The organism is Gordonia sp. (in: high G+C Gram-positive bacteria), assembly GCF_047600385.1.
Classification (GTDB): Bacteria; Actinomycetota; Actinomycetes; order Mycobacteriales; family Mycobacteriaceae; genus Gordonia.
Map to the genome: position 1 here is coordinate 3,244,469 of NZ_JASGKZ010000001.1, position 24,120 is coordinate 3,268,588.

Here is a 24,120-nt window from a genome sequence, read left to right on the forward strand (position 1 = left end):
CATCGACCGCGCGGTGTCGACGGTGTTCCCGCTCGTCGTCGGCACGCTCGGCCGGGTGGAGATCGAACGCGAGACGATCGCGGGCGTCGAAGGCATCTGGTGCCGTGCCGAGGAGCGGGTCCAGACCGACGACGACGGCGCCCCGCTCCCGATCCGCGGCACCGTCCTCTACCTGCACGGCGGCAGCTTCTTCGGCACCACGCCGATGATGTACTCGCTGTTCGCCGCTGCGCTCGTCCGGATCACCGGCTGCGAGATCTTCCTCCCCGACTTCCGGGAGGCGCCCGAGTTCCCGTTCCCTGCGGCCCTGCACGACGTCGCCGACGTCTACCGAGAACTCCTGCGCCGGTGCCCGTCGGAGCATTCTGATCCTGGCCGGCGATTCGAGCGGCGGCGGACTCGCCACCTCGCTGGTCCGGTACCTGCACGACGAGGACCTCCCCGAACCCGCGGCGATGGCGCTCTTCTCCCCGGAGGTTGATCTGGATCTGGGGCGCCCGTCGATCACCGAGAACGCCTCGAACGACGTGCTCCCGTGGAGCCTGTCCGTCGCGCCCTACCTGCGGGGTGTGCAGCCCGGCGATGCGCGGGTCTCGGCCGTCAACGCCACGATGGATCCCGCGTGGTATCCGCCGACCTTCGTCTGCTGGGGGTCGGACGAGATGTTCCGGGACGGGACCCGCGCCTACGTCGCACGGCTCCGCGAGGCGGGCGTGCCGGTGAAGGCGATCGAGGAACCCGGGATGTTCCACGTCTTCCCGATCCTGATGCCGTGGTCCGAGGCGACCAGACGGGTCCTGGAGGAGCTCCGCGGACTCACCGCCGAACGGGTCGAACCGGCCGCGCCGCAGTTCCGGGGAATAGGCTGACGCCCATGGTCATGGCAGACAGGGACGGCGTCGAGGTCGCCACCGGGCCCATCAAGTTCCTCGCGGTGACGGGGCTGGTGGGCACGATGGTCAACGGGCTCGCCCGGGTGCCGTTCGCACGTCCGTGGCAGGGGCCGGCGGGGATCCTGGACAACATCGGCCGGTCGGTCACCCGCCAGGCGGTGCGCTCGTTCCTGGGATACCTGCTCAGCCTGCCCATCGAGGAGTACCGGGCGATGGAGAAGGTGCTCGACCAGGTCTGCTCCGCCGTGCTGCCGCCCGTGGTCGGCGGGGTGGGCCGGGTGGAGATCGAGAAGGACCGGGTCGGCGGCGTCGACGGCGTCTGGGTGCGCTCCAAGGACGACGTCCAGGTGGATCGCCGCGGCGATCCGATCGCGATCCGCGGGACCATCCTCTACCTGCACGGCGGCGGCTACGTGGCGACGACGCCGATGATGTACACGATGTTCGCCGCCGCGCTGGTCCGGCTCAGCGGCTGCCGGATCTTCATCCCCGACTACCGGATGGCGCCGGAGTTCCCCTATCCGGCGGGCATGCACGACGCCGCCGCCGTCTACCGCGCCTTCCTCGATTCCGGGATCCCCGCCGAGCACCTGATCCTGGCCGGCGACTCCGGGGGCGGCGGCCTGGCGACGTCGCTCGTCATCCATCTCCGGGAGCAGGGGCTGCCGCGGCCGGCGGCGATGGCGCTGTTCTCCCCCGAGGTGGATCTGGATCTGAGCGACGACTCCGTCGTCGAGAACGCCCGGTCGGACGTGCTTCCGTGGAGCATCCCGGTGGCGCCGTATCTGAAGGGCGCCCTGCAGCCCGGCGACGATCGGGTATCGACGCGCTACGCCCACCCCGATCCGGAGTGGTTCCCGCCCACCTTCCTGTGTTGGGGCGGCGAGGAGATGTTCCGGGACAGCTGCCGGGCGTTCGCCGAGCGGCTCCGCGGAGCGGGTCTGCTGTTGAAGGCGATGGAGGAGGAGGGCATGTTCCACGTCTTCCCGCTGCTCCTGCCCGCGTCGGAGGCCTCCAAGCGGGTGTTCCGTGCGCTCGCCGAGTTGGCCGCGGAGAACGTGACCCCGGCCGACGAGGTGCCCTCGGTCGAGAACGTCGGCCTCTGAGCGCGACCGTCTGAGGGCTTCTCCCCGATGGATCCCGACGACGCGGCGGGGCCTTCTCACTCGGTGGGGCCGTCGACGCGGTACCGCAGCCGAGATGCTCCCGTCGGACATCGGTTCGGCGCCGAGCGGGGAGAACGCCACCGGGACGGCCGCGGAGTACTTCTCGTTCGCCTCGAACAGCGAGTTCGTGTGGTTCTCGCCGTCGGCCAGCGGCATCAGCAGGATGCTGACCTCGTCGCACAGGCCGTCGCGGATCATCGACCAGTTGAGGTTGGCGCCGCCGCCGAGGATCACCTCGTCGACGTCGAACACCTCGCCGATCCGTGCGACGGCCGTCGCCATGTCGACGCGGTCGTCGCCGACGATCAGGTACGACACCCCGATCGACCGCAGGTACGCCTTGTACGTCTCCGCCGCCCGATTCGACAGCAGGGCGACGACGTGCGGTCGCACGTCGAAGTAGTCGAAGCCGTTCGACGTCCACGGCAGGGTGCCCGCGCCGTCGACCGCGAAGTAGTACACCGGCGCGTCCGGGTCGGCGACGAAGTCGCCCGCCGGCACGGGGAACGCCTCGGCGGGCAGGTCGAGGGCGTCGAGGTCCAGGGCGGGGGCGCCGCCGAGGATCGCCTCGCTGGTGCCGCGTCCGCTGATCCAGCCGCGATGCCCGCGATAGAAGCGGTCCGGGCCCAGGAAGAGGTCGAAGTAGATCCGTTGAGCGGCCATCCCCTCGGCGGTGAGGTTCGCGATGCCGTCGATCTTCCCGTTGAGCAGCGTGTGCATGTGGCAGATCACCGTGGGACGGGACATCGAACCTCCGTGGGGGCGAGTGGACGCCGCGCACACCGTCGTACGCGGCCGACTCCGACACTAGAGGAACGCTCCCGGTGGCCCCGAGACACTCCGGGTCCCGCCGCCGCGCGCACCGGGAGCCGCCCGGGTCTCATGCCGCCGTCGGGAAGACCGCCGCCGGTCGGGGATGTCGGACGTCCTCGCCTCGATCGAGCATCCTCGACCGGGTCCGGGATCGGTGTCGTGATTCTCGTCGCCGTCCGGCAGGAATCACGACACGGGATCCACCGAGGAACGAGGCCGCGAGTCGGGGGGGCGCCGCCGTCCCTCTCCGCGAGACTCTATCGACGGGGCTTTCGGAGTCGTCCGCGGCGGATCCGGGGCGCGCCGGTCCCCCGGCCGATGGCGTTCACGTAGCGGCGGCTCATCACCCGCTGTAGGCGTCGTCCCACGGCGCCGGCGGCCTTGGTGAGGGGGTGTCCGGGACGGGAGAAGGCGGCGACGGTGACGGTCACCGCACCGTCGTCGTCCATGGTGACCGCGAAGCGTTCCTCGCCGCGTTCCAGGTGGCCCGGGAGCGTGCCGTAGATCATCTCGGCGCGGCGGTCGGTGCGTTCGGCGCAGAGCACGAGGCAGGGGGAGGCGGCTGCGGCGGCACCGATGCCGAGCGGATGGACGTCGACCCGGTCGCCGGCGTGGAACGAGGTGACGCGGTCGCCGTTCGGCCGCCGCAGCGGTGCTCCGGCGAGGCGGTGGGCCGAGCCGTCGAGCAGACGGTCGGCGCAGCGCTCGAAGACCTGCTGTCCGCGGCCGACCACGGCGGACTCTTCGACGATGTGGAATCCGTTGTACACCAGTACTTCCCGCAGTCGCTCATCGGTGCCGAGGCGGGCCGTGGCGCCGTGCACCGGGGCCGGGTAGGTGAGATCTTCGGTGTTCATCATCGTTCCTCTCCACTGTCGGATCCCCGGATCGGACTCGGGATCCGTAGACGACGAAAGCCCGGAGAATCTCCGGGCTTTCGTCTGGTGCGCGATACAAGGATTGAACTTGTGACCTCTTCCGTGTCAGGGAAGCGCTCTCCCACTGAGCTAATCGCGCGAGTCTGATGAAGTTGACGTGCTTGTGGAGGTGGCGACGGGAATCGAACCCGTGTGCACGGCTTTGCAGGCCGTTGCCTCACCACTCGGCCACGCCACCAGGTGCGGAGAGGCTCGCGGGGATCTTCTGTGGCGAAGAACCCTGCGAGCCCGGCTCACTCCGAGCGGATGACGGGATTCGAACCCGCGACCCTCACCTTGGCAAGGTGATGCGCTACCAGCTGCGCTACATCCGCATGTCGGTGAAGCGTCTTGTGAACGCTGTGTCTCACCGGCGAGAAGAACATTAGCGGGACCGTCTCCCGAAATGCAAACCGGCCGGTGAACTTCCGGGTAACTCCTGGTCAGAAGCTTTCGTACGACTGCGGTCCGCATCCTCGACGACGTCGACGCCGCCCCGTTCGGCGCCCGGACGGGGCAGGAACCCACGGATCCACGCGGCCGACCCCCTCGTCTGCCGCACGACACCTCCTGTGATGTTCACCATGCCCAGGCCCTCATCTGTCGACTGAACCCGGGATCCCCGCCAGGAACGCAGGACCACTCGCTCGCCCGTCGGACCTCGGAACCCACCGAGGCGGCAGGACCATCTGCCGGCTGAGCCCCGGAACATCGCCGAGAACGAGGATCATCCGCCGGCTGAGCCGCGCGAGGAACGAAGTGACGAGCGGGTGTCGAAGTCTCCCCGCCTCGACACCGCCCCGGAACATCGACTGCGACTTCCGACACTCGCCGTGAGCCGTGAGCCGTGAGCCGTGAATCGAGTGATACGAACAACAAGCGACGAGGCATGCCGATCTCGAAATGAACGAACCGAACGGCGAGAACCGCAGAATCGACGAAAAACGGATGGGGACCCGGAATTCACCGGGTCCCCATCCGTATGGATATGGTGCGCGATACAAGGATTGAACTTGTGACCTCTTCCGTGTCAGGGAAGCGCTCTCCCACTGAGCTAATCGCGCGGGAATGAAATTGTGTACGTGGTGGAGGTGACGACGGGAATCGAACCCGTGTACACGGCTTTGCAGGCCGTTGCCTCACCACTCGGCCACGTCACCGCAGGCGAGTGATCGCATGCAGAACGCGGGCCCTCAACGGGGCCCGCTCCGAGCGGATGACGGGATTCGAACCCGCGACCCTCACCTTGGCAAGGTGATGCGCTACCAGCTGCGCTACATCCGCACGCTGATGAACTTCCGTCTTGTGGACTCCCGCTCACCAACGAGATAGAACATTAATCACTACCCCGCCGGATACACAAATCGGCTGGTCAGAGACATTTTTCCGTCTCTCCCGAGTGAGTCGACGTGCCCCGCAAGCGATTTCGGCGTTCACCACGAAGAATCACCGTGGCGAATCACCCTCGTGGTCCTGCCCGGTCGACGTTCCCCGCGAATTCGCCTCGTTGGACGTCTCCCCTGTTCATCGCGGGAACGCCACATCGCACCGTCTGCAACCGCTTTCCCGGCCCTCGGTTCAGCGCCTGCCCCGGTCGTGAATGGCACGACGACGCAGACACGGCACGACGAACAGCCGCGGGCCCGCCCGGTGCAGCGGCGATCGAGTTCGAGGACCCGTCCCCGCTCCCCGACCGAAGTCGTCGGACCGCCGCCGTCACGACACCTGTGGCGCACCCGCCTCCCCCAGAGTCCGCCCCGGTGCAGCGGCGCCTCGGCGTCACGAAACCTCACCTGTCCAGGCGATTTGGTCGCGCTCTGTTCCATGTGTAATCTCGTTTCTCGTGTGAAGCACTAGTGCAGACCACAGACACGGTCCCGTGGCTCAGTGGAAGAGCGTCCCGTTCACACCGGGAAGGTCGCTGGTTCGATCCCAGCCGGGACCACAATGAAAACCGCCTGGTCACAGGCGGTTTTCTCGCTTTCTGAGCCCTCGATTTCGTGGGACGTGAGCCCTGCGTGGGCCTCACGATCAGCGTGGGCCGTGGGCTTCACGTGGGCTCCCTGGTGGTTGCGGATTGTCGCCGTTACTCGGTAGCGTCGTTGGTGCCCGGTGCACGCCGGGTGCGACTCCCTGCCGGGAGGGTCAGGCAAACCCCGGCTATGGAAACAAACAGGGCAAACGGGCCCGCCTAGTGTGCACTGTCGCTCGCTCTCCGAAAGGAGCGGTCCGGTGCCTGCCGTTTCTGCCTCTGATAGCTCCGCTCATCCGCGCGAACTCTACGGCGACTTGCGCGTCTTCCGCCGCGATGAGGTCGCCGACCGTCTCGGCGTCTCCGTCGACGTCGTCGACCGCCTCATCAACGCCGGTGAGATGACCACCGTCCGGCCCCGCAAGAAGGGGCGGATCGTCCAGATCCCGGCCCGCAGTCTTCGGACCTACATCTACGGCGACGACGCCTGACCCGCACCCCGGTCGCGGCCCCGAAGTCTGCGACCGGGGTCTGCGGATCCTCCCCCACCGCAATCAGTCGTGCGGTCGCCTCCCTTCCCGCTCCGTCGGCGGAGCCGTCGGCGAGTCACGCCCTCGACCGAGCCCGCTCGTCCGAGGGAGAGACCATGACCACCACCGTCACCGAACCGCGCGCCTGGATCGGCTGCCCGGCCTGCTACAACGGCGGCCGTCTCGTCGGCCATTGGTACGGCATCACCGAGGCCGACGAGGTCGACCTCGCCTCCGTCCACCGCGGCTCCGGCGTGGGCTGGAAGCGCGCCGGCTGCGAGGAGCTGTGGTCGCCGCCTGGGTGCGCTCCGGTGGCTACGTTGGCCGAGGGGAACAGCGACCTGCCGTCGCTGAGCGACTTCGAGGACCGGTACCGAGGCTGCTGGCCGAGCTTCCGTGACTACGCCGTCGAGCTGGCCGAGGACCTCTGTCTCTTCGAGGGCATCGACGGAGACCGCGACGTCGTGCGCTACTTCGACTGGGACTCGTGGATCCGGGACCTGGAGATGTCGTGCACCGTGGTCGACGCACCCGACTGCTCCATCTACGTCTTCGCGAACCGCTGATGCGCGACCCCACGGACAACAGACAGCACCGACCTGTTCCACGTCGCCGTCGAGCTGATCCCAGAGGCCTGGCACGACGAGATCGCCTCCGACGCCCACGAGCAGGGCCGCACCATCGGCTACACCACCGCCCGTACCGGGCTCCGGGCCGTGACCGTCCGCCGCGTGCACACCCACCACGACCGCCGAGCCGGCGAGCCGGACTGGGAACAGCTCTCACAAGGTGCCCGTGTCGACGAGTGCTTCCCCGAGTACAACGGCATCGGGAGCCACGAGCTGCTCGACGAGCTGGGACTCAGCCCCGTCTACGTCCTGCTCGGAGCCTGACCCCGCACCACTCGCCCCCGGCCCAGCGGACCGGGACACCGAGCCCACGAACGCCCGGCTGCGCACCCTCACCGGCTTCGGCCAGACCACCGTGGCCGGCTGGGCCCGCGCCAAGCGCCGCGAGGTCGCCGCGGCGGCGCGCGGAGCCGCACCCATGCCCGAGGGGCTGGTCGACGCGCTCGGGCCCCTGTGGGAGAAGGCCCTCGACATCGCCCGCGACCAGCTCGCCGCCGAGCATCAGGCTCAGCTCACCGCCGTCGACGCCGAGGCCGACCGCGCGATCGCCGCTCAGGAGAAGGCCGAGACCGCCCTCGCCACCACCCCGACCGAGCTGTCCGAGCTGCGGGTCGCGTTCGACGCCGCCGAGCGCGCGGCCGAGGACCTGCGCCGAGCCGCCGGCACCCACGAGGCGACCGTGAGCATCGCCGAGGCCGCCCGGGTCCGGGCCGAGGAGGCGGCCCGTGCGGCCGAGATCGCCCACGCCGAGATCGGCGGCGAGATCAAGGCCGTGCGCAAGGAGCTGGCCGCCGAGCAGACCGCCCGAGCCGAGGTCGCCGAGCAGCTCGCCGCCGTCACCGCCACCCGGGACGATGCCGCCGAGGCGCTGCGGAGCGCCCGCGCCGAGGTCGCCGACCTGACGAGGCGGCTCACCGAGGCCGACGCCGGGCTGACTGCCGCGCGCCAGGCCGCGACCGAGGCAGGCGAGCGCGCCACGGCGGCCGAGCTGGCCCGGGAGCGTGTCGAGGCCGAGGCGGCGACCCTGCGCGAGATGCTCGCCGTGCTCCGGCCGGTGGACAGCACCGAGAACATCGAATAGTGACCTACATCACACGATCGCTCCGCTTATATAAGTAGAGAACCCCCGGAGCCTCGACGGCTCCGGGGTTTCTCGTCTCCTCGCTCCCGCGCAATCAGCGAACCGGCGACGACGCCGATCAGCGGGCACACGAGGCCGAGCGGGCTTCCAACTGGGCCGAGGCCCGCGCCACTGAGCGCATCCACGCCGCCGAGTCGGCCCAGGGCAAGGCCGAGACTGAGGTCAAGACACTGCGCAAGACGCTCGCGCTGATCTGGCCGTGCAAGACCACCTGAACCAACGGACTTGAGAGAACCCCTCACGGGGTTCTTTTTTTCGCCGGGCCGCCGCCGCTCACCGATGCTGTCGGCCCCGCCCACTACGATCGATCCATGACAGTGACGACGTCCGCTGGTTTCAAGAACAGCAACCTGAGCGCCCGATGACCGCTCCCGAGCCCAACCCCCAGCTCGACGCCGAGTACCGGGCACTCATCCGATCGCTCCACAAGGACACGATCGACACCGTCGTCGAGGTCCAGCGCTGGCTGAACCCGGACGCGATGCGAATCGCTACGCTCCACGGCTACAAGGAGCACGAAGAGGAACTGGCCAGGGACCTGGAGGCCGACTGGCGGGACCGAGTCGAACCGCGGATGTTCACACTGTCGCAGGGGCACCCCGACCCCGACGTGCGCTTCGCCGCCGACATCCTCATCAAGCGCCTCTGGTCACTCGTCATCGTCATGACCGAGCCGCAGCACTCGCGGTCCAAGACAAGGCCTGACGACGTAGTCGGCGTCACGATCCATCTGGTCCACGACGGCCTGAACCGCCTGCGACGCGCCGCCTACCACGCACCGTTTCGGGTGCACCGCTCCGAGCCGGACTTCGACGGCATCCCAACCGGGAACACCGAGCCGTTGCCGGACCGGATGCTCAAGACGATCTACGATCTGCAAGAAGCTGGCGTACTGCCCGAGAAGACCGGCGCCTTGCTCGATTCGTCGATCCCGGACGCCGTCAAGGCCCTATCCGACATCCTCTTCATGTCGGCCGCCGACCGCGCGCAGCTCTTCGCCGACGCCGACGTCGAGGACCCGACCGCTCCCGACCCGGCCGACTCCGCTCAGGGCACGGGCTTCGGCTTCACCTTCCCCGAGCGCAAGCCCGCAGACGACTGAGGCCGCTGCCAACAGGCAGCGGCCTCTTCGGTGCCTCTGAGGTCAGTTCTTCTTCGGCCTCGGCGCCTGCGGCGCTGCCAACCCGACCATCGACCGGCCCATCGTCCCGGTGCGAACCCGGGGATCAGGGGCAGGCGCCCCGCGCTGAACCGAGCGCGGAGTCGACTTGCCCATCGCTGATGTCTTCGAGCTGTTGTTCATCATCGGGAGCCTCCTGGGTTCAGTTCAGATGAATAGTAGTGCTTGCGATTGATCCACTTAAACCCTTCGTGCCGATTGACGCTCGCCACGTCGATCGGTCCCCCCACTGTATCCGGGCCCAGCAGGAAGTGAGAATACCCAGCGGTAACTTCCACCAGGAACTTCGCCAGCGCGATCGCGTCCGGGAACGGCATGGCCCGGAACACCGGCTGCCTGAACTGCTCCTTCAGGGCCTCGGCCAGCTCTTCGTGGCGATCCTCCGGCACCAGCTTCTCGATGCGCGCCATCAAGATCGGATCGATGCCGTAGAACAGGCGATTCGTCGCCACAGCCTGCGCGAATGCGATCCACCCGAAATCGCCGGTCGCCGCCACCTTCTCGATCGATGGCTCACCGGGACCCAGCATCACCTGATACGCCTCGGCGTGGTCGCAGCCTGCCGAATAGCCGCAGACGAGAACGCCCAGCACGCTGTTGGGATCGTCAGCCGGTAGATCCATCTTGCCTATGCGTTCGTGAAACATATCGACGAGTCGGTCCACCACCTGCTCGACCGTGTACTTGTGTTTCTTGAGCTTCCAGTCGTCGTACTTCTTCGTCTTGCCCATGAGCCGCCGGCGAAGGTCCTTCCCAGCCGTGGACACGCTCGCGTCGCCGATCTGGCCCAGGCCCCAGGTCATCATGGCCAGCGGGAGATTCCGGTGCAGCTGGATGATCTTGTCGGCGTTGTTATAGACCTGCGCTGAGTTGTCGTCCAGCCTCAACGTCGTCGCCGAGTCTGCCGCCAAGACAAGCCCATCGTGCACCTTCACCAACACCGCTACCGTCATGCCCTCAGCCTATTCAGGCCAAGCGCACCCATCCGGGAGGCGCGTCGACACCGCGCCGGCCGCAAGCGGCAGGCGCGGGTCTGACGTTTTCGCACGTCCCGCAAGCCGACCGTCCAGCGAGACAATGTCGGCACCGTCCCTCGACCGCCGTCCGCCCAGCTCGCCGAGTCTCGCAAGGGGCGTACGGGTCCGCGTACGGCTACGGGACCCGTTGCGATACGACGAGAGGTCTACGCCCAGTCCGGAGCCGGCCCCACCGACGGAGCGCCGTCGACCGACTCGAACCGATTTCCGTCCCAGACCAGGAGTCCGACATCGAAGGCCCGGTGGTGGTTCGGGCACATCGGCCGCGTGTTCTCCACGCTCGCCGCACCGCCTTCGGAATCGGCCACCAGATGGGCCGCTTCGACGATCTGCGGAACGTCCATGCCGCAGTACGCGCAAGCGGTCCCGTGATGCTCCAGGCTCATCTTGCGAAGCTCGGGCTGGTGGAGCCGCTGCCGCACGACCCGCTCGGCGTACCTTCGCTCGATCTCATCTCCGAGCGCGATGGCCGCCTCCAGCTCAGGCTCAGTCGAGTCGGCGTCCAGGTCGATGGTGACGAGTGGGCAGTCCGCATCGCTGAAATCGGCACTGGAAGTGCCATACCACTTGTTGTTGCACCTCGCTGCGCCGTAGGTGCCGGCTTGGCCTAGGCACTCGATGCCCTTCACTCGCCGCTTTCGTCCGGTGATCTCCTCGGCGACGCCAGGCTCGACCGCGAAGTAGCGAGGAATCCACACTCCATCGATCATCTCCGCGATCACCCCCTGATCGGCGGCGATGTTGACCTTCCTCGCGATACGGCGCTCCCTCACATCGTCTCGGAGTTTCGCCCAGTACGCCGCGAGAGCGTCGACGTCGTCGCTCTCGGCCTCGGGGATCGCGTGGTTCCAGCAGAAGTGCCGGGCCGAGTTCCACAGGCCGTACTGCCTCGTCAGTTCGACGGTTTCTTCGGGGTCACGTCTCGTTGCCACGGTAATCACTGTGCCATGGGCGTCCGACAGCGCTGGTCCGTCCACCACCGCCCTCGAACAGCCGTTCGTAACACACGGGTACACCCTGCTCGGACATCGTGCGGTGATGGACCGCGCGTCAATGCAAAGTCGGCACCGAGCACTCGGACTCGCTCACGCTGAGGCCCTAGAGCCTTGTCGGGCACTCCTCGACGTCAGGCGAAGATCGCGACCGGGAGGACCACGAATGAGACGCCTTCGATGATCGCCGGGAACTTGAGGTCGATCGGCGGCACCTCTTCAGGCTCGTCGTCACCGTCGACACTGATCGTCGATAAGAAGTTCTGGTACGACTCGTCGCTCTCGAAGTAGTCGTTGGACCCGATCTGGTCGAAGAGCCAGGCAACCCACTGCGGGTTCAACCTACGCAGGAGCTTGTTCTTTCGCAGCACTGGAGTATCAGTCTCCGGTGAGGTGACGACCTTGCCCAGCACCGTGAACTCGCCGTCCAGCAATCGGTCTGGGTCGGCAGTCACGAAGTGTTCGTTCTCGCACACGACGATGCCGGTCAAACCGTCGGCGATGGTGGCGTGATACTCGATCGTGGTGTTGCGCCGAAAGTCGGTGTGCAGAGCAGAGGTCACCGCCCGCGCCAGGTCCGCGTTCGTGGTTGCAGACTGCTCGGCGCTTTCCCACGACGCCTTGAGTTCTTCGACATCGAAAACGTCGCCGGTCACCTGCAGGCGTTTCCGGCGCGCTACATACCGCGCGATCTCGGCTGCCAGATCCGGGCTGGCGATGTCGAGCACAGCACTGATCGGGTCAGGCTCCAGCCGTCCGGTGAAGGTGACGATGTCGCCGGTGACGAGACCTTCCGCCGATGCCTTGCTGGACACCGTCTTAGTCTGCTCAGCGAGCAAGGACCGGAGCTGGTGCAAGTGGTAACTGATGTCGTACGACATCTCCAGGCGGTGACGGCGGTGGTGCTCCTCGGACGTGCCGACGGTGCGAGCGCGTTTCCCCCCAAGCCTGCCGGTAAGACTCGCGGCGCCCGGCAACTTCACCTCACCACTGCCTTGCGCATCGAAGCCCTTCTCGAGATCGCTCGAGCTGTTGGTGCCGTCGGTGAACTCGGTCTCACCCGATTGGGCGAGCCCACCGCCGGTAACCGCCTGTGTCAGGGAGCCAACGAAGTCCGAGTTCTGGTAGACGATCGCTGCGGGGGCATTCTGCGGCTGGGTCATGACGCTGATCCTTTCATGCGCGGACGCACCCGCGCCGCTCCCCAGACCTCCGTTCAACAAACGGTCATTGGCTGAACATCCCGAACACCCCTGCCAGCACGTCTCAGAACCCCGCCCAAATGTTCATAAACCCGTTCATTTGCTGGTAAGCTCGACCCCAGTAGTTGAACGGGTTTGTTGAACGGAGGGGGCGCATGGCGCTCGTCGGACTGGTGCGTGTGAGCACCGTCGAACAGGAGACCCGCCGGCAGCATGACGCGCTGGATGGCATCTGCGTCAAGGTCTTCGAGGAGAAGGTCTCCGGCAAGCTCGCCGTCGACGACCGGCCCGGCCTGACTGCGGCGCTGGAGTACCTGCGGCCCGGCGACCTGCTCACCGTGCTGGAGGTCGACTGCCTCGGCCGCAACCTGCTCGAAGGGCTGATCGTCTTGAACGACCTGTTCGAGCGCGGCGTCGGTGTCAGGGTGCTCGACGGTGTCGCGGCCGGCGAGCACACCGAGCGGTCACTGATCCTGGACCTGGCGCTCGCCCTGGCCGAGGACCGGCGCCGCGACATCAGCCGTAAGACCAAGTCCGGATTGGAGGCCGCGCGCCGTCGCGGCAGGGTCGGCGGCCGGCCGAGCGTGGTCGACGACGACAAGCGCGCGGCGATCTGGGCCCGGCGTGACCGCGACGAGTCGATCCGCCAGATCGCCGCCGGTGTCGGCGTCTCGGTCGGCACCGTTCACAAGGTGCTCGCCAGCGAGAAGGCGACATCGGCGTAACCTCCCGCTGAGTCTTCCAGCGAGTCGATATTGTAGCTCTAGAGCTACCAAATGCAAGCGCGCCGGAGGAAGCCAGAGAAGACCCGGACAAAGGCGCAGGCTCTCGGGCCAACTCGCACCACCTCGATGTTCTTCCCGGAAACGCCCCCCATTCGGAGGACATCGGGCGCACCGCCTTGCGCATCTCTGGATCATCCAGCAATCTAAGCGATGTAGCTCTAGAGCTACATTTCTTATTGAGGGGAGGCTATGCGCAGATCATCACGGGCATCTGACGTGTCAGACTGGGGTCATGCCCGCGCCGGACAGCAATCTCACGCCGCAGCGGCGACGGGAGCGCATCGTGCGTAGGCGGGCGCTCGCCGCCGCACTGGCCTCGGCACGATGCGCCGCCGGACTCACCCAGCACCAGCTCGCCGAGAAGGCCGGACTCTCCCGGTCGGCGATCGCACGGGTGGAGAGCGGCGAGGCGTCCATCAGCAGCGACCGGATCTGGGACCTGGCTCGCGCACTCGGCGTGCGCCCCAGCGCGCTCTATCTCATAGCCGAAGCCGACGAGGCCGCCGCCGAGACCCTCAAGCCTGAGAAGTAACGCCCCGTGACCTGAGCATTTCCTCCCCCTTCACCACCGAGGGGGTTCACTTCACATGCCTGGAATAGACCTGTACGCCGCGTACGGCCTGGACCGGCGACACCAATCGCCCGAGCTCGCACAGCAGCTCACCGCACGACTGGACCAGCTCGGCCAGTGGGACACCGCGGCCCGTCAACGCATAGAGATCGCGCGTGCGATTCTCGGAGATCCCGCACGTCGGGCCTCCTACGACGTCCTGGCCGCCAACCCGACCATCCAGGTCACCGAACAGGCACTCGCGGCGATGGCCGGCATCTCGTTGCAGGACCCGGCACCCGTACCGCCCCCGACACCACCGTCGCCGAACCAGCCACCGATCAAGATCACCGGGACTGAAGAGTTCGCCGGACGCACCGTCGTGGAGCACCTCGGTCCCATCGACGGTCACGGCATCGTCATCCAGAGCATTCTCAAAGAGGTCAAAGCCACCTTCACCCAGCTCCGGAGACGCCAGACCGACGTCAACACCGCGCTTCTGCCGTACCGCGAAGCCTGCGCCCGCTCACGCGCATTCGCAATAGAAGAGCTCACCGAACACGCTCTCGAACTCGGCGCCGACGCAATCATCAGCTTCAGCATCAACTTCACGACCGAGAACCTCGACCTCGCACTCGGCTTCAGCCTCACCTCGATCACCACCGACGTCACCGGAATCGCCGTCCGACTCGGTCCACCCAGCGCCACCGACTAGGAGAAACGATGACCTCACCGTCACCGACAGACCTCTACCACACACTCAATCTCGACCCCGGCGCACCATCACACGTCCTCACCGGTCACCTGCACCAGATGATCAGAAACACACCGCCCGGATCAGATCAGCTCTACCTACAGCGAGCACTCGCCATCCTCGGCGATCCCGCTAAGAAGCAGGCCTACGACGCCCTGCGCGCCGACCCGTCCTCACCCATCACCGAGCAGACACTGAACGCGCTGGCCAGCACCGCACCGTTGTCTCAACCTCGAGATGCGGTCGTATCACCCCCATACGCCGCACCAGCCACCGATCACCCCCAGCGGAACCTTTCCTCACCAGCACCCGGCCCCGCCCACACCGCCCGGACCGACGAGACGCTTCAGCAAGAAGATCCTGATCTTCGGCGGCGCCGGACTCGCGGTCCTGCTCGTCCTGCTGATCGGCATCGTCGCCGGCACCGGCACGTCGACGAACTGCGCCGACGTCGTGTTCATCGGCGCGGCCGGCTCGGGGCAACGAACGAACCCGGGCGAGAACGGCGACATCGGCCGGGAGATGTACCAGACCTGGCTGAATCTCAAAGCCGATGCCGACGCCGCGGGCCTGAGCGCCGAACTGCGACCCGTGGAGTACCCGGCCGACGAGGTCCCCTTCCTGGAGACCGCGAAGATCGCACTAGACGTATACAAGAAAAATCAGTTCGACCCTTCCCCGCTCAAACCGTACTTCGAGTCGATCTCAGCCGGAGCCGATGCCACCACCGAGGAGATCAAGGGCGCGCTCCGATGCCGAGATTCCAAGATCGTCGTCGCCGGCTACTCCCAAGGCGCGATGGCCGTACACCGGGCACTGCACCGCGTCGATCCGGACGAGAAGATCGTCGCCGGAGTCATGGTCGGCGACGGTGACCGGCTGCCTCAGTCACAAGACCCTTACGTGGGGACTTACCAGAAATCCGACACACCGAAGAAATCCCGAGGCATCGCTCAATATTCCGGGTTCACCTCGTTCAGCGGCGCCAGTCCAGAGCCGTTCTCGGCCGAGTGGGCCGACCGACTGGGATCGGCCTGCTCCGACGGCGACCCGGTATGCGCCTTCGCATGGTTCTCGTTCAACGAGGTCAGCGAACTGAATGCGCACACAAGCTACGACCCCGCCGACTGGCGACTGTTCATCCGAGAACGGATCACACGGTAGCCGCGAGCACCAGTCACCCGACCCCCGTAGAAAGAAGGAACCTCATGAAGAAGCTCACCACCGCCGCCGCGGCAGGCCTGATCATCGGCACCGCGGCCGTCACCGGAACCACCGTCGGCGCCGGCGACGCCTCGGCACGGATCGACTCCGGCCGCTACACCTACACCGCGTACGCCTACGGCGTCGTCCCCCACTCCGCCCCGGCCGTGGTCCGCGGAAACACCCTGATCACCTACCCGGCCGGACAACCCCGCACCGTCACCAGCCTCCGCCACACCCGCGACGGAGGCTGGACGACCCAGCGCGGATCCCAGCCGATCCACCTGATCAAACGCGGCCGCTCCTACCGCGGCGAGATGAAACTCGGCGCCGTCTCCGTCGGCCACGTCATCCTTGTCCCGCGACGCTGCCCCCACGCACTCGAAGGCCCCCGTGACCTACGCGGTCACGGGGGCCTTCCTCGGTCATGAATCGAATTATTCAATCCATGGTGTCGGCATCAAGGTCTTCGAAATCGTCACTGAATGACCGACGACGGCACCACCTTTGCGAAACCTCAATGCGATGACTGTCCCCCGAATTAGGGGACAGCGACACTCCTTCGGCTCGCCTAATATATGACTAGAATCACTAATCACATGAGAAGTGAACAGAGTCCTAAATTTTTTGCAAGGCCTGCCTGCATGGTCGAGCAGAAAGGTATCGCCCGGAATTCCTGCGCGAGGACATGATTCCCGAGGCAAGTGTGGCCTTCCCGGCTAGATGGACGTTCTCAGTATCGAATACGGCAAGCGAAGGAGATATTAGAAAAATGCGCATATATTCACGCCTATGTGCGGCCCTGATAGGGATTATCTTGGCATCGACTGTAACCCCAGCCTCCGCAGAAGCTGACCCTAAGCACCGGAACACAGATCCCTACTTGACAGGCTGCGCTCAAGGGGCATACGTCTTAAGCAGCAAGGCGGTGCCCGGGGGCACCGCCTACATGATCACCGCTCCGCGCTGTGGAACCAACTTTGTGGAATACAGCGGAAGGAAGCAGGTCACAGTCAAGAGCATCAAAGCGATTCGCCAAGGCTGGACGAATCGCGAGAGAGACAATGCCGGATGGTCCTACTCTATGCAGGTTTATGCGCCAGGGCGTACTGAAGTCACCGCTTACATAGAGGTGGCAGGGAAGACATACAACGCCCACTGCTCCACCAGTTGCCGCTGGTCTGAAGGTATCTACATGCCTGGATGATAGATACTTCAACTGAGACGAGAGAACCCCGTGGTCTGTGGGGTTCTCTCGTCTCGTCTCCATTTCTCGACTGCGATCTCCTCGACGACCGCCTTGCCGAGCTTGTCACCGATCAACACGTACATCACACCCTCATCAGTCGCGCTCGGCTTCAGTATCAGCACCTCGGCAGGCTTCCGCCCTCGCCGACGACGCGGTACGGTCCGCCCTCGATCGCGTCCCAGGCCGTCTTCATATCGCGATCGTGCCCGGCGTGTCCGGCCTTCTGCTCGGCGTCGATGCGCCTCTTCGAGAAACCGTGCCCCATCACCGTCGTACGCAGCTGCGTCATCGGCGTCGCCCTCTCCGACCACGCGGCCGAGGAGACCGCCCTCCCGTCGCAGACCGCCCCGCTCACCCGGCGGGGTCGCCTCGGTGATCGACACGGAAGCCAGCGGCAACGGCGGCTGTTCGACGGCCTCGAAGTCTTCCAGCTCGGACGGGTCGATCGGGTCACCGCCGTTCAGACGTCGAACACCATCCAGAATTACTCGCGCAGCAGCTCCCCCGGTGCGAGTCACTCAACCGCCGCAGGCCTCGTCACGTAGCCTGACCTGACGATCCACGGTCCCGCCGCTCATATCCACCCGCCGCGGTGCCGGCGCGAAAATCCTCTTCTCGATCCACAGCGGACGCAGTACGGTCGGCCTCTGACAGACCGGCGGAGTCGACCTCGCACCTCACCCCTACCCGATCGAGGAGGACCTCATGACCCACGACGACTCCACCCGCCCCGACCAGGACACCCCGGCCACGTCACCCGACGTCCCGGGGAAGGAAACCACGGTGGACGACAACCGGCCGCTGGTCGCGTTGGACATCGACGGAGTCCTCAACCCGACCGACCCCAAAGGCCGAATGCGCGGCCGGGTGCCCGGATGGAAGACGCACAGAATCTTCGTCGACAACCGGCTCTGGCCGGACAGCCCGTTCATCAACCACGATCCCCGCCCACGACGACAGCTACCGCTGGTGCTCAATCCCGATCTACACGGACCGTGGATCACCGACCTGCGCACCCGCGGCGCCGACGTGCGGTGGGCCTCCACCTGGCCGGCCGTGGCCGCCAACAAATACCTGGCCCCACTGCTGAACATCGAACCGATGCCTTCCACACTCGACACCGAACTCGAACCACACCCGTCCGAGCACGTCGCCGACTGGAAGGCCCGACAACTTCTCCAAGCCGCCGCAGACCGCCCGCTGGTGTTCATCGACGACCAACTCGACCACGGCGACAGCGACCTCTGGTCCAGCCGCGACCCGAACCGGACCCTGCTGATCGAGACCGATCCGCGCGTCGGGATGACCCGCGAGCACATGGACCGTATCGACGAGTTCGTCGGCACCCACCTGAACCCGCCGACGAGAGGAACCACATGAACCACCCGCCCAGAGGGTCGCTCATCACCGCCCGGATGGGCGTCAAGCTCAACGACGGCGACATCAGCATGCCCATGTTCAGCGAGATCGCCGAGGGGATCTGGCAGGCAGGTTGCCCGCAGGACAAGCTTCCGCTGCCGGGCCGGTTCCGGCACGTCGTCAACCTCGCGGGCGTCCTCGGTTTTCGCCCCGACCACGTCCTCGCCACCAGCACCGTCGTGGACATGACCGACTCCAGCACGCAGAGCATGACTCTGGTCGATCCGCTGGCCCGTCTCGTCGTGGACCTGTCCGCGACCGGCGACGACGTCCTGGTGCACTGCCAAGCAGGCTTGAACCGTTCCGGCGTCATCGTGGCCCGCGCCCTCATGCACCGCGGCATGACCGCCGACGAGGCCATCACGGCCGTCCGCGCCGGCCGTCACCCGAAAGCCCTCTACAACACCCACTTCGTCGCCTGGCTCCACGAGAACCCGATCGACCGATGACCGAAGAACCACCGACGCCCCGGCACAGGGAGGACCGTCTCGTGGAGCCGTCGCGGATCTGGATCATCCCCGACGTCCACGGAATGCACGACCTGCTCGACCGGGCCCTGGACCTGATCGACCTCGACGACCCCGCGAACCACCTCATCCAACTCGGCGATCTGATCGACCGCGGACCCCACTCACTCGAATGCCTCACCCGCATGCACCGACTCGACACCGGACCACACGGTGATCAGGTCACCGTCCTGCGCGGCAACCACGAGGAATGGCTCCGACTCTGGCTCCACGACGCCGACACCGACCCGGTCTGGCTCTACGCCGACGCCGACCTGACCACCACACGAAGCCTCCTCCCCGACCTCGACGCCGACGAACTCGAACAGCGGCTCGCCGCCACCGGTGGCGACTACGACAAACTCGGGCCGATCAGCGCCGAGATCCGCGACCGCATCGTCACAGCGCACCCCTGGCTCCTCCACTGGCTCAACCAGAATGCCCTTCTTCTCCGAACACCGGCGATTCATCGCCGTGCACGCCGGACTCGACGAGGACGCCGGCGAACACTGGAAACTCGGCACCGACCCGGTCGAGATGATCGAGAAGTACCCTCCCAGCCTCGGCGCTCACACCGTCGGCAAACTCATCGTCGCCGGCCACGTCGGCACCCGCGGCATGCACCGCGACGGCAGTGATGATCCGTACATGGACGAGGGACATCTCTACCTCGACGGCAGCCCCGAGAACGGCGGCCAACTCAACATCGCCGAATACGACGTCACCAACGACCACTGGACGTTCCACGTCGTCACACCCGCCTGACTCGACTCGCCCCCGACGAACCGGAGAGCCCCGAGTCATCAAGGCACCCGGCGTACCCTGAGAAGGCAACTTCTCCTCACCGGCCGCGCCACGTCACGGCGTACGACGATGCACACTCTTGATTCTGGAATCCATGAAAGGCCGGTGTCCCGGCCCACACGGTGAACCCGCACCGACCGCGGAGACCGCGGCGCGACGGTGCAGCCCTCCGTTATCTACGCGAGTGGCGACGAACGGTCGAACAGCTCGAAGCGCTCAACCGCAGCGGACCGGACTACGTCATATTGTCCCGCTTGTCGTATTACGCCTGCCCCTGCTGCACGAGCGGGCTGTACATCGACACCCACTCCCGACGGCGTCTCGAATCCCTCCGGCGACGACGCGGCCGCCGCGCACACAAGTTGCGCGTCGCCGTCGAACGACTCGACGACCGCTACCGGGAGGCGACGGCTCCCTCTCCCGACGCGTACGCGTCAGAGGACTGGTGGGACCGCCGCGAGGTCCGCGACCGGTGAGGCGACGTCGAACCGTCGACCGGGAGCCTCGACTCCATTCGTCCCGATGTCGCGACCCCCGGCGGTACCGTACGACTCATGCCACGGACCATCGACCGAATCCATGTCGCGGGCGCTCGCACCAACAATCTGCGGGACGTCACCGTCGACGTCCCCAAGAACGCCCTCACCGTGTTCACCGGCGTCTCCGGTTCGGGGAAGTCGTCGTTGGTGCTGGACACGATCGCCGCGCAGGCGCAACGGCTGGTCAACGACGCCTACCCGTCGTTCATCCGGAACCGGCTGCCGCAGTATCCGGCCCCGGAGATCGATCTGATCGACGGTCTCACGTTCACGGTCCGGGTGGATCAGCGCCGGTTCACCGGCAACTCGCGGTCCACGGTCGCCACCGCCGCCGACCTCGCACCGCTGCTGCGTCTGGTGTTCTCCCGGATCGGCGAGCCGAACGCCGGCTACTCCCCCGCGTACTCGTTCAACGACCCGTCGGGCATGTGCCCGCGCTGCGAGGGCCTCGGCGTGGTGGTCGACATCGACGTCGACGCCCTCCTCGATCTGGACAAGACCATCGACCAGGGCCCGGTCCGGTTCAGCGCGTTCCGGCCGCAGACCTACCGCTGGAAGCGCTTCGCCTACTGCGGCCTGTTCGACCGGAACACTCCCCTGCGCGACTTCACCGACGAGCAGATGCGTCAGTTCCTCTACGCCGATCAGATGAAGCTCCCGAACCCCGACCCGGAGTTCCCGAAGACCGCGAAGTTCGACGGCGTGGTGACCCGCATGCGCGACGTCTACGTGAAGAACCGGCCGGCGAACATGTCCGCGCAGGTGGCCGCCGAACTCGATCGGGTGACCGACCGGGGCGTCTGTCCGGACTGTCACGGCGCTCGGGTGAACGCCGCCGCCCGGGCCAGCCTGATCGACGGGCGCTCGATCGTCGACTGGACCGCGATGTCGGTGTCGGCGCTGCGCATCCTGCTCGACGACGTCGACGATCCCCGGGTGACGCCCGCGGTCGGCGCCCTGCGCGACACCCTCGACGCGCTGCTCTCGGTGGGTCTGGGCTACCTGACTCTGGACCGCGAGTCGTCGTCGCTGTCCGGGGGCGAGGCGCAGCGCGTGAAGATCGTGCGACATCTCGGCAGCGCGCTCACCGACTGCACCTACGTGTTCGACGAGCCGTCCACCGGCCTGCATCCGGCCGACGTCGAGCGCCTCAACGCGCTCCTCCTCCGATTGCGCGACGCGGGGAACACGGTGCTGGTGGTGGAGCATCATCCGCAGGTGATCCGGATCGCCGACCACATCGTCGACATGGGTCCCGGAGCGGGCCGGAACGGCGGCGCCGTCCAGTTCGAGGGGACGCCTGCGCAGTTGCGGGACAGCGGCACGCTCACCGGGCGGCTGATGACCGAGCGCCTCGTCTTCCGTGAACCGGTCCGCACCCCGACCGGCCACGTCCGGATCGAGAACGCCCGGGCGCACAACCTGACCGGGTTCGACGTCGACGTCTCCCTCGGCGTGTTGACCGCGGTCACCGGGGTCGCCGGCTCGGGGAAGAGCTCCCTGGCCACCGTCGAACTGCCCGCGCAGTTCCCGGAGTTCACCGTGGTGGGCCAGGATCCGCTGCGCGGCGGGGTGCGGTCGACGTCGCTCAGCATGCTCGGCGTCGCCGACTCCGTGCGCGGCGCGTTCGCCGAGCGCTCGCACCTGGATCCGTCCTGGTTCAGCTTCAACTCCAAGGGCGCCTGCCCCACCTGCAGGGGCAAGGGATACATCACCACCGAGTTGGCGTTCCTCGACGACGTCTCGACACCCTGCGACCGGTGCGAGGGCAGGCGTTTCAACGAGACCTCGCTCGCGGTGACCATCGACGGGCACACCATCGCCGACGTCCTGACCATGCCGCCGGCGGCCGTCGGCGAACTCTTCGCCCAGCGCACCGACATCGCCGAGGCGACGGCCTGGATGGAGCGGGTGGGGCTCGGCTACCTCGCCGTCGGGCAGTCGCTGGACACCCTGTCCGGGGGCGAGAAGCAACGGCTCCTGCTCGCGCGACATCTGAGCCGGGTCACCGATCTGACGTCCGAGCGGATCGTCCTGGACGAGCCGACCACCGGACTGCACCCCTCCGACGTCGACCGTCTGGGACGACTGTTCGCCGAACTGGTCGACGGCGGGGCGACGCTCGTCGTCGTCGAACACAATCTGCGGGTGGTGGCGCAGGCCGATCACGTGATCGACATCGGCCCCGGCGCCGGAACCGACGGCGGCCGACTGCGATTCGCTGGAAAGCCCGCCGACCTGTGCGGAGATCACGACTCGGCGACGGGGCGCGCCCTGGCCGTCTATCACGGGGACGTTCCCGTCCCGGACTGACGCGGTGCGGCGGGTCCGCGGAGAGAATCCCCCGAACCGGGGATGCGACGATCTTCGCGGCACCCCTTGCCATTCAGTGCACGAGTGTGCACCATAGATGCATGAGCGACGACATCGAACAGCGCCAACGCGAGGTCCGCGCCCTCGCCGAGTTGGGGCTGACCGAACTGTCGAAGGCATTGGCGGGCATCCACCAGACCCACCGCGCCATCTCCGACCGGACGTTCGGGATCCTCCGCAGGGGGCTGGGTTCCACGGTCGCCCCGGTCAAGGCCATGCACGACGGCATCGCCGACGGCGTGTACCGCGTGATCGGCGAGTCCACCGCGCGGGCCGGCGAGATCAGCGGCGAGTTCGCGGATCTGCCGTTGCGCAAGCCGCCGTCGTCGAGCACCGCCGGTGCGAGCCTGATCGGCATCGTGAACGGTCTGATCGGCGACGAGCTCGACGGCACCCAGTCGGCGCTGACCGACGACAACGTCTCGATCCGCGTCGCCGGCCGGCCGGTGCCGGCGACGCCCGAGGGGCTGCGGGCCGCGTTCCCGCGCGCCGGGAGGCGGATCGCGGTCTTCGTCCACGGCCTGATCGAGACCGAACACCACTGGCGGATCAACCAGACCAAATCGGCCGCGTACGAGCATCTCCTGTGGGCGAACGGCGTGACCAGCGTCTTCATCCGCTACAACACCGGGCGGCGCATTCGACCAACGGGATGGACCTGTCCGAGCTGCTCGACGACCTGATCCGTTTCTGGCCCGTCGACGTCGACGACGTGTCGCTGATCGGCCATTCCATGGGCGGCCTGGTGCTGCGGAGCGCCGGGCACCACGGGTACGAGGCCGCGCACGAGTGGACCGGCAAGGCCAAGACCTACGTCAGTCTCGGCACCCCGCATTCGGGTGCGCCGCTGGAGAACCTCGCACACCAGGCGAGCGCGATCCTGGCGGCCCGCCCGGAGACCAACGCGTTCGGGCGTCTCCTGCGCCGTCGTTCCGGGGGGATCCGCGATCTGCGGGCCGGTTCGCTGGTCGACTCCGACTGGCAGGGCCGCGACCCCGACGGTCTGGCCGCGGCGATGGCCGCGGAGGTCCCCCTGCTGCCCGGCGTCGACCACTACTGGGTCTCGGCCACCCTCACCCGCGACCCGAAGCACCCGCTGAGCCGGGTGATCGGCGACGGCCTGGTGCTGCACCACAGCGCCGGCGGCCGGAACTCGACCCGCCACATCGGCTTCACCGAGGACAACGGCCTCCATCTCGGCCGCGCCAACCACTTCAACCTGCTCAACGACGCGCGCATCGCCGCCAAGCTGGTCGACTGGGTCGGCTGAGACCCGACGCGCCCCTTTCTCCCGGGCTCTTCCGCTCGACGGCTCCACCTTTCGGAGGAGAGCACCGCCCACCCCGCACCCCTGAACGTCGAAGCCACCGCCTCACGCACTCGGAACGGTTGATCTCGGAACGGTCGACGTCACTCCCATCGATCATATGCACACTATGGTGTGCACGTAACCGATAGGGGGCTTC

24 protein-coding genes, 7 tRNA genes and 4 pseudogenes are annotated in these 24,120 nt (G+C 67.0%); 21 read left to right on the forward strand and 14 right to left on the reverse strand.

Annotated elements, in window-relative coordinates; genetic code table 11:
- The first annotated feature begins 208 nt into the window (after positions 1 to 208).
- Positions 209 to 869, forward strand: a pseudogene (locus QM809_RS14600) (alpha/beta hydrolase fold domain-containing protein).
- Positions 870 to 874: 5 nt separating this feature from the next.
- Entirely contained in the window at positions 875 to 1,999 is a 1,125-nt protein-coding gene (locus QM809_RS14605; protein WP_415046459.1) for an alpha/beta hydrolase, read from the forward strand.
- Between the two features lie 225 nt (positions 2,000 to 2,224).
- Here the strand turns inward: QM809_RS14605 and QM809_RS14610 are convergent.
- The 8 genes and pseudogenes from QM809_RS14610 to QM809_RS14645 form a co-directional block, all read right to left on the reverse strand.
- Positions 2,225 to 2,806 (reverse strand): annotated as a pseudogene (locus QM809_RS14610) (dihydrofolate reductase family protein); the annotation flags it as partial.
- Positions 2,807 to 3,129: 323 nt separating this feature from the next.
- A complete protein-coding gene (locus QM809_RS14615) occupies positions 3,130 to 3,729 on the reverse strand; it encodes a DUF1990 domain-containing protein (protein ID WP_415046460.1) in 600 nt (199 codons plus the stop codon).
- 85 nt (positions 3,730 to 3,814) lie between these two features.
- A tRNA-Val gene (locus tag QM809_RS14620) sits at positions 3,815 to 3,889 on the reverse strand.
- Positions 3,890 to 3,914: 25 nt separating this feature from the next.
- Positions 3,915 to 3,988 (reverse strand) — tRNA-Cys (locus QM809_RS14625).
- Positions 3,989 to 4,051: 63 nt separating this feature from the next.
- A tRNA-Gly gene (locus QM809_RS14630) sits at positions 4,052 to 4,124 on the reverse strand.
- A gap of 654 nt (positions 4,125 to 4,778) precedes the next feature.
- Positions 4,779 to 4,853 (reverse strand) — tRNA-Val (locus QM809_RS14635).
- A gap of 22 nt (positions 4,854 to 4,875) precedes the next feature.
- A tRNA-Cys gene (locus QM809_RS14640) sits at positions 4,876 to 4,949 on the reverse strand.
- A gap of 51 nt (positions 4,950 to 5,000) precedes the next feature.
- Positions 5,001 to 5,073: transfer RNA gene (locus QM809_RS14645), tRNA-Gly, on the reverse strand.
- 589 nt (positions 5,074 to 5,662) lie between these two features.
- On the opposite strand from QM809_RS14645, the gene QM809_RS14650 reads away from it, so the two are divergent.
- From QM809_RS14650 to QM809_RS14675, 6 genes and pseudogenes are all read left to right on the forward strand, one after another.
- Positions 5,663 to 5,734: transfer RNA gene (locus QM809_RS14650), tRNA-Val, on the forward strand.
- 287 nt (positions 5,735 to 6,021) lie between these two features.
- Positions 6,022 to 6,252 carry a helix-turn-helix domain-containing protein gene (locus QM809_RS14655; protein ID WP_415046461.1) on the forward strand — a complete coding sequence of 77 codons (231 nt, stop codon included), beginning with the start codon at positions 6,022 to 6,024 and terminating at the stop codon, positions 6,250 to 6,252.
- Between the two features lie 155 nt (positions 6,253 to 6,407).
- Positions 6,408 to 6,857, forward strand: a complete 450-nt coding sequence (locus QM809_RS14660; RefSeq protein WP_415046462.1) for an antirestriction protein ArdA — start codon at positions 6,408 to 6,410, stop codon at positions 6,855 to 6,857.
- A 150-nt stretch (positions 6,858 to 7,007) separates the two neighbouring features.
- Entirely contained in the window at positions 7,008 to 7,184 is a 177-nt protein-coding gene (locus QM809_RS14665; protein WP_415047147.1) for a hypothetical protein, read from the forward strand.
- Positions 7,185 to 7,227: 43 nt separating this feature from the next.
- Positions 7,228 to 8,001, forward strand: a pseudogene (locus QM809_RS14670) (DNA-binding protein); the annotation flags it as partial.
- 421 nt (positions 8,002 to 8,422) lie between these two features.
- Positions 8,423 to 9,163 (forward strand): hypothetical protein, encoded by a 741-nt coding sequence (locus tag QM809_RS14675; RefSeq protein ID WP_415046463.1) that lies wholly within the window; start codon positions 8,423 to 8,425, stop codon positions 9,161 to 9,163.
- 200 nt (positions 9,164 to 9,363) lie between these two features.
- Here QM809_RS14675 and QM809_RS14680 read toward each other — a convergent pair whose 3' ends face one another.
- The 3 genes from QM809_RS14680 to QM809_RS14690 all read right to left on the reverse strand — a co-directional run bounded on the left by QM809_RS14680 (position 9,364) and on the right by QM809_RS14690 (position 12,433).
- Positions 9,364 to 10,194, reverse strand: coding sequence for a hypothetical protein (locus QM809_RS14680; protein ID WP_415046464.1), 831 nt, complete (start codon positions 10,192 to 10,194; stop codon positions 9,364 to 9,366).
- Positions 10,195 to 10,424: 230 nt separating this feature from the next.
- Entirely contained in the window at positions 10,425 to 11,255 is an 831-nt protein-coding gene (locus QM809_RS14685) for an HNH endonuclease (RefSeq protein WP_415046465.1), read from the reverse strand.
- Positions 11,256 to 11,404: 149 nt separating this feature from the next.
- Entirely contained in the window at positions 11,405 to 12,433 is a 1,029-nt protein-coding gene (locus QM809_RS14690) for a hypothetical protein (protein WP_415046466.1), read from the reverse strand.
- Positions 12,434 to 12,627: 194 nt separating this feature from the next.
- On the opposite strand from QM809_RS14690, the gene QM809_RS14695 reads away from it, so the two are divergent.
- From QM809_RS14695 to QM809_RS14715, 5 genes are all read left to right on the forward strand, one after another.
- Positions 12,628 to 13,197, forward strand: coding sequence for a recombinase family protein (locus tag QM809_RS14695; RefSeq protein ID WP_415046467.1), 570 nt, complete (start codon positions 12,628 to 12,630; stop codon positions 13,195 to 13,197).
- Between the two features lie 292 nt (positions 13,198 to 13,489).
- Complete coding sequence (locus QM809_RS14700; RefSeq protein WP_415046468.1) at positions 13,490 to 13,789, forward strand: helix-turn-helix domain-containing protein; 300 nt, start codon at positions 13,490 to 13,492, stop codon at positions 13,787 to 13,789.
- 55 nt (positions 13,790 to 13,844) lie between these two features.
- A complete protein-coding gene (locus QM809_RS14705; protein ID WP_415046469.1) occupies positions 13,845 to 14,522 on the forward strand; it encodes a heavy metal-binding domain-containing protein in 678 nt (225 codons plus the stop codon).
- A 276-nt stretch (positions 14,523 to 14,798) separates the two neighbouring features.
- The gene (locus tag QM809_RS14710) at positions 14,799 to 15,725 is read left to right on the forward strand and encodes a cutinase family protein (RefSeq protein WP_415046470.1); all 927 of its coding nucleotides are present in this window, start codon (positions 14,799 to 14,801) and stop codon (positions 15,723 to 15,725) included.
- 44 nt (positions 15,726 to 15,769) lie between these two features.
- Positions 15,770 to 16,195: a hypothetical protein gene (locus tag QM809_RS14715; RefSeq protein WP_415046471.1), complete on the forward strand. Its 426-nt coding sequence runs from the start codon at positions 15,770 to 15,772 to the stop codon at positions 16,193 to 16,195.
- 784 nt (positions 16,196 to 16,979) lie between these two features.
- On the opposite strand, the gene QM809_RS14720 is transcribed toward QM809_RS14715, so the two are convergent.
- Entirely contained in the window at positions 16,980 to 17,135 is a 156-nt protein-coding gene (locus tag QM809_RS14720) for a hypothetical protein (protein WP_415046472.1), read from the reverse strand.
- Entirely contained in the window at positions 17,129 to 17,302 is a 174-nt protein-coding gene (locus QM809_RS14725; protein ID WP_415046473.1) for a hypothetical protein, read from the reverse strand. The genes QM809_RS14720 and QM809_RS14725 overlap by 7 nt, the downstream gene beginning before the upstream one ends.
- Positions 17,303 to 17,718: 416 nt before the next feature.
- Here QM809_RS14725 and QM809_RS14730 point away from each other — a divergent pair, with 416 nt between their 5' ends.
- From QM809_RS14730 to QM809_RS14740, 3 genes and pseudogenes are all read left to right on the forward strand, one after another.
- A complete protein-coding gene (locus tag QM809_RS14730; RefSeq protein WP_415046474.1) occupies positions 17,719 to 18,393 on the forward strand; it encodes an HAD domain-containing protein in 675 nt (224 codons plus the stop codon).
- Positions 18,390 to 18,881: a dual specificity protein phosphatase family protein gene (locus QM809_RS14735; RefSeq protein WP_415046475.1), complete on the forward strand. Its 492-nt coding sequence runs from the start codon at positions 18,390 to 18,392 to the stop codon at positions 18,879 to 18,881. The genes QM809_RS14730 and QM809_RS14735 overlap by 4 nt, the downstream gene beginning before the upstream one ends.
- A gap of 83 nt (positions 18,882 to 18,964) precedes the next feature.
- A pseudogene (locus tag QM809_RS14740) lies at positions 18,965 to 19,144 on the forward strand (metallophosphoesterase); the annotation flags it as partial.
- Here the strand turns inward: QM809_RS14740 and QM809_RS14745 are convergent.
- Positions 19,064 to 19,348, reverse strand: coding sequence for a hypothetical protein (locus QM809_RS14745; protein ID WP_415047148.1), 285 nt, complete (start codon positions 19,346 to 19,348; stop codon positions 19,064 to 19,066). The pseudogene QM809_RS14740 and the gene QM809_RS14745 overlap by 81 nt on opposite strands.
- A 28-nt stretch (positions 19,349 to 19,376) precedes the next feature.
- Here QM809_RS14745 and QM809_RS14750 point away from each other — a divergent pair, with 28 nt between their 5' ends.
- The 5 genes from QM809_RS14750 (at position 19,377) to QM809_RS14770 (ending at position 23,924) form a co-directional block, all read left to right on the forward strand.
- Positions 19,377 to 19,703 (forward strand): hypothetical protein, encoded by a 327-nt coding sequence (locus QM809_RS14750; RefSeq protein WP_415047149.1) that lies wholly within the window; start codon positions 19,377 to 19,379, stop codon positions 19,701 to 19,703.
- A gap of 293 nt (positions 19,704 to 19,996) precedes the next feature.
- Positions 19,997 to 20,218: a hypothetical protein gene (locus tag QM809_RS14755; RefSeq protein WP_415046476.1), complete on the forward strand. Its 222-nt coding sequence runs from the start codon at positions 19,997 to 19,999 to the stop codon at positions 20,216 to 20,218.
- Between the two features lie 78 nt (positions 20,219 to 20,296).
- Positions 20,297 to 22,594: an excinuclease ABC subunit UvrA gene (locus QM809_RS14760; protein WP_415046477.1), complete on the forward strand. Its 2,298-nt coding sequence runs from the start codon at positions 20,297 to 20,299 to the stop codon at positions 22,592 to 22,594.
- Between the two features lie 101 nt (positions 22,595 to 22,695).
- Positions 22,696 to 23,337 carry a hypothetical protein gene (locus tag QM809_RS14765; RefSeq protein ID WP_415046478.1) on the forward strand — a complete coding sequence of 214 codons (642 nt, stop codon included), beginning with the start codon at positions 22,696 to 22,698 and terminating at the stop codon, positions 23,335 to 23,337.
- Positions 23,307 to 23,924: a hypothetical protein gene (locus tag QM809_RS14770; RefSeq protein WP_415046480.1), complete on the forward strand. Its 618-nt coding sequence runs from the start codon at positions 23,307 to 23,309 to the stop codon at positions 23,922 to 23,924. Before QM809_RS14765 ends, QM809_RS14770 begins: the two co-directional genes overlap by 31 nt.
- The last annotated feature ends 196 nt before the right edge of the window (positions 23,925 to 24,120 follow it).

Coding starts and splice junctions, on each gene's coding strand:
- QM809_RS14770 (WP_415046480.1), top strand. CDS start 23,307: ATGGACCTGTCCGAGCTGCTCGACGACCTGATCCGTTTCTGGCCCGTC.
- QM809_RS14680 (WP_415046464.1), bottom strand. CDS start 10,194: ATGACGGTAGCGGTGTTGGTGAAGGTGCACGATGGGCTTGTCTTGGCG.
- QM809_RS14715 (WP_415046471.1), top strand. CDS start 15,770: ATGAAGAAGCTCACCACCGCCGCCGCGGCAGGCCTGATCATCGGCACC.
- QM809_RS14765 (WP_415046478.1), top strand. CDS start 22,696: ATGAGCGACGACATCGAACAGCGCCAACGCGAGGTCCGCGCCCTCGCC.
- QM809_RS14660 (WP_415046462.1), top strand. CDS start 6,408: ATGACCACCACCGTCACCGAACCGCGCGCCTGGATCGGCTGCCCGGCC.
- QM809_RS14700 (WP_415046468.1), top strand. CDS start 13,490: ATGCCCGCGCCGGACAGCAATCTCACGCCGCAGCGGCGACGGGAGCGC.
- QM809_RS14730 (WP_415046474.1), top strand. CDS start 17,719: ATGACCCACGACGACTCCACCCGCCCCGACCAGGACACCCCGGCCACG.
- QM809_RS14750 (WP_415047149.1), top strand. CDS start 19,377: ATGCCCTTCTTCTCCGAACACCGGCGATTCATCGCCGTGCACGCCGGA.
- QM809_RS14605 (WP_415046459.1), top strand. CDS start 875: ATGGTCATGGCAGACAGGGACGGCGTCGAGGTCGCCACCGGGCCCATC.
- QM809_RS14705 (WP_415046469.1), top strand. CDS start 13,845: ATGCCTGGAATAGACCTGTACGCCGCGTACGGCCTGGACCGGCGACAC.
- QM809_RS14710 (WP_415046470.1), top strand. CDS start 14,799: ATGCGGTCGTATCACCCCCATACGCCGCACCAGCCACCGATCACCCCC.
- QM809_RS14760 (WP_415046477.1), top strand. CDS start 20,297: ATGCCACGGACCATCGACCGAATCCATGTCGCGGGCGCTCGCACCAAC.
- QM809_RS14735 (WP_415046475.1), top strand. CDS start 18,390: ATGAACCACCCGCCCAGAGGGTCGCTCATCACCGCCCGGATGGGCGTC.
- QM809_RS14675 (WP_415046463.1), top strand. CDS start 8,423: ATGACCGCTCCCGAGCCCAACCCCCAGCTCGACGCCGAGTACCGGGCA.
- QM809_RS14615 (WP_415046460.1), bottom strand. CDS start 3,729: ATGAACACCGAAGATCTCACCTACCCGGCCCCGGTGCACGGCGCCACG.
- QM809_RS14695 (WP_415046467.1), top strand. CDS start 12,628: ATGGCGCTCGTCGGACTGGTGCGTGTGAGCACCGTCGAACAGGAGACC.
- QM809_RS14725 (WP_415046473.1), bottom strand. CDS start 17,302: ATGACGCAGCTGCGTACGACGGTGATGGGGCACGGTTTCTCGAAGAGG.
- QM809_RS14690 (WP_415046466.1), bottom strand. CDS start 12,433: ATGACCCAGCCGCAGAATGCCCCCGCAGCGATCGTCTACCAGAACTCG.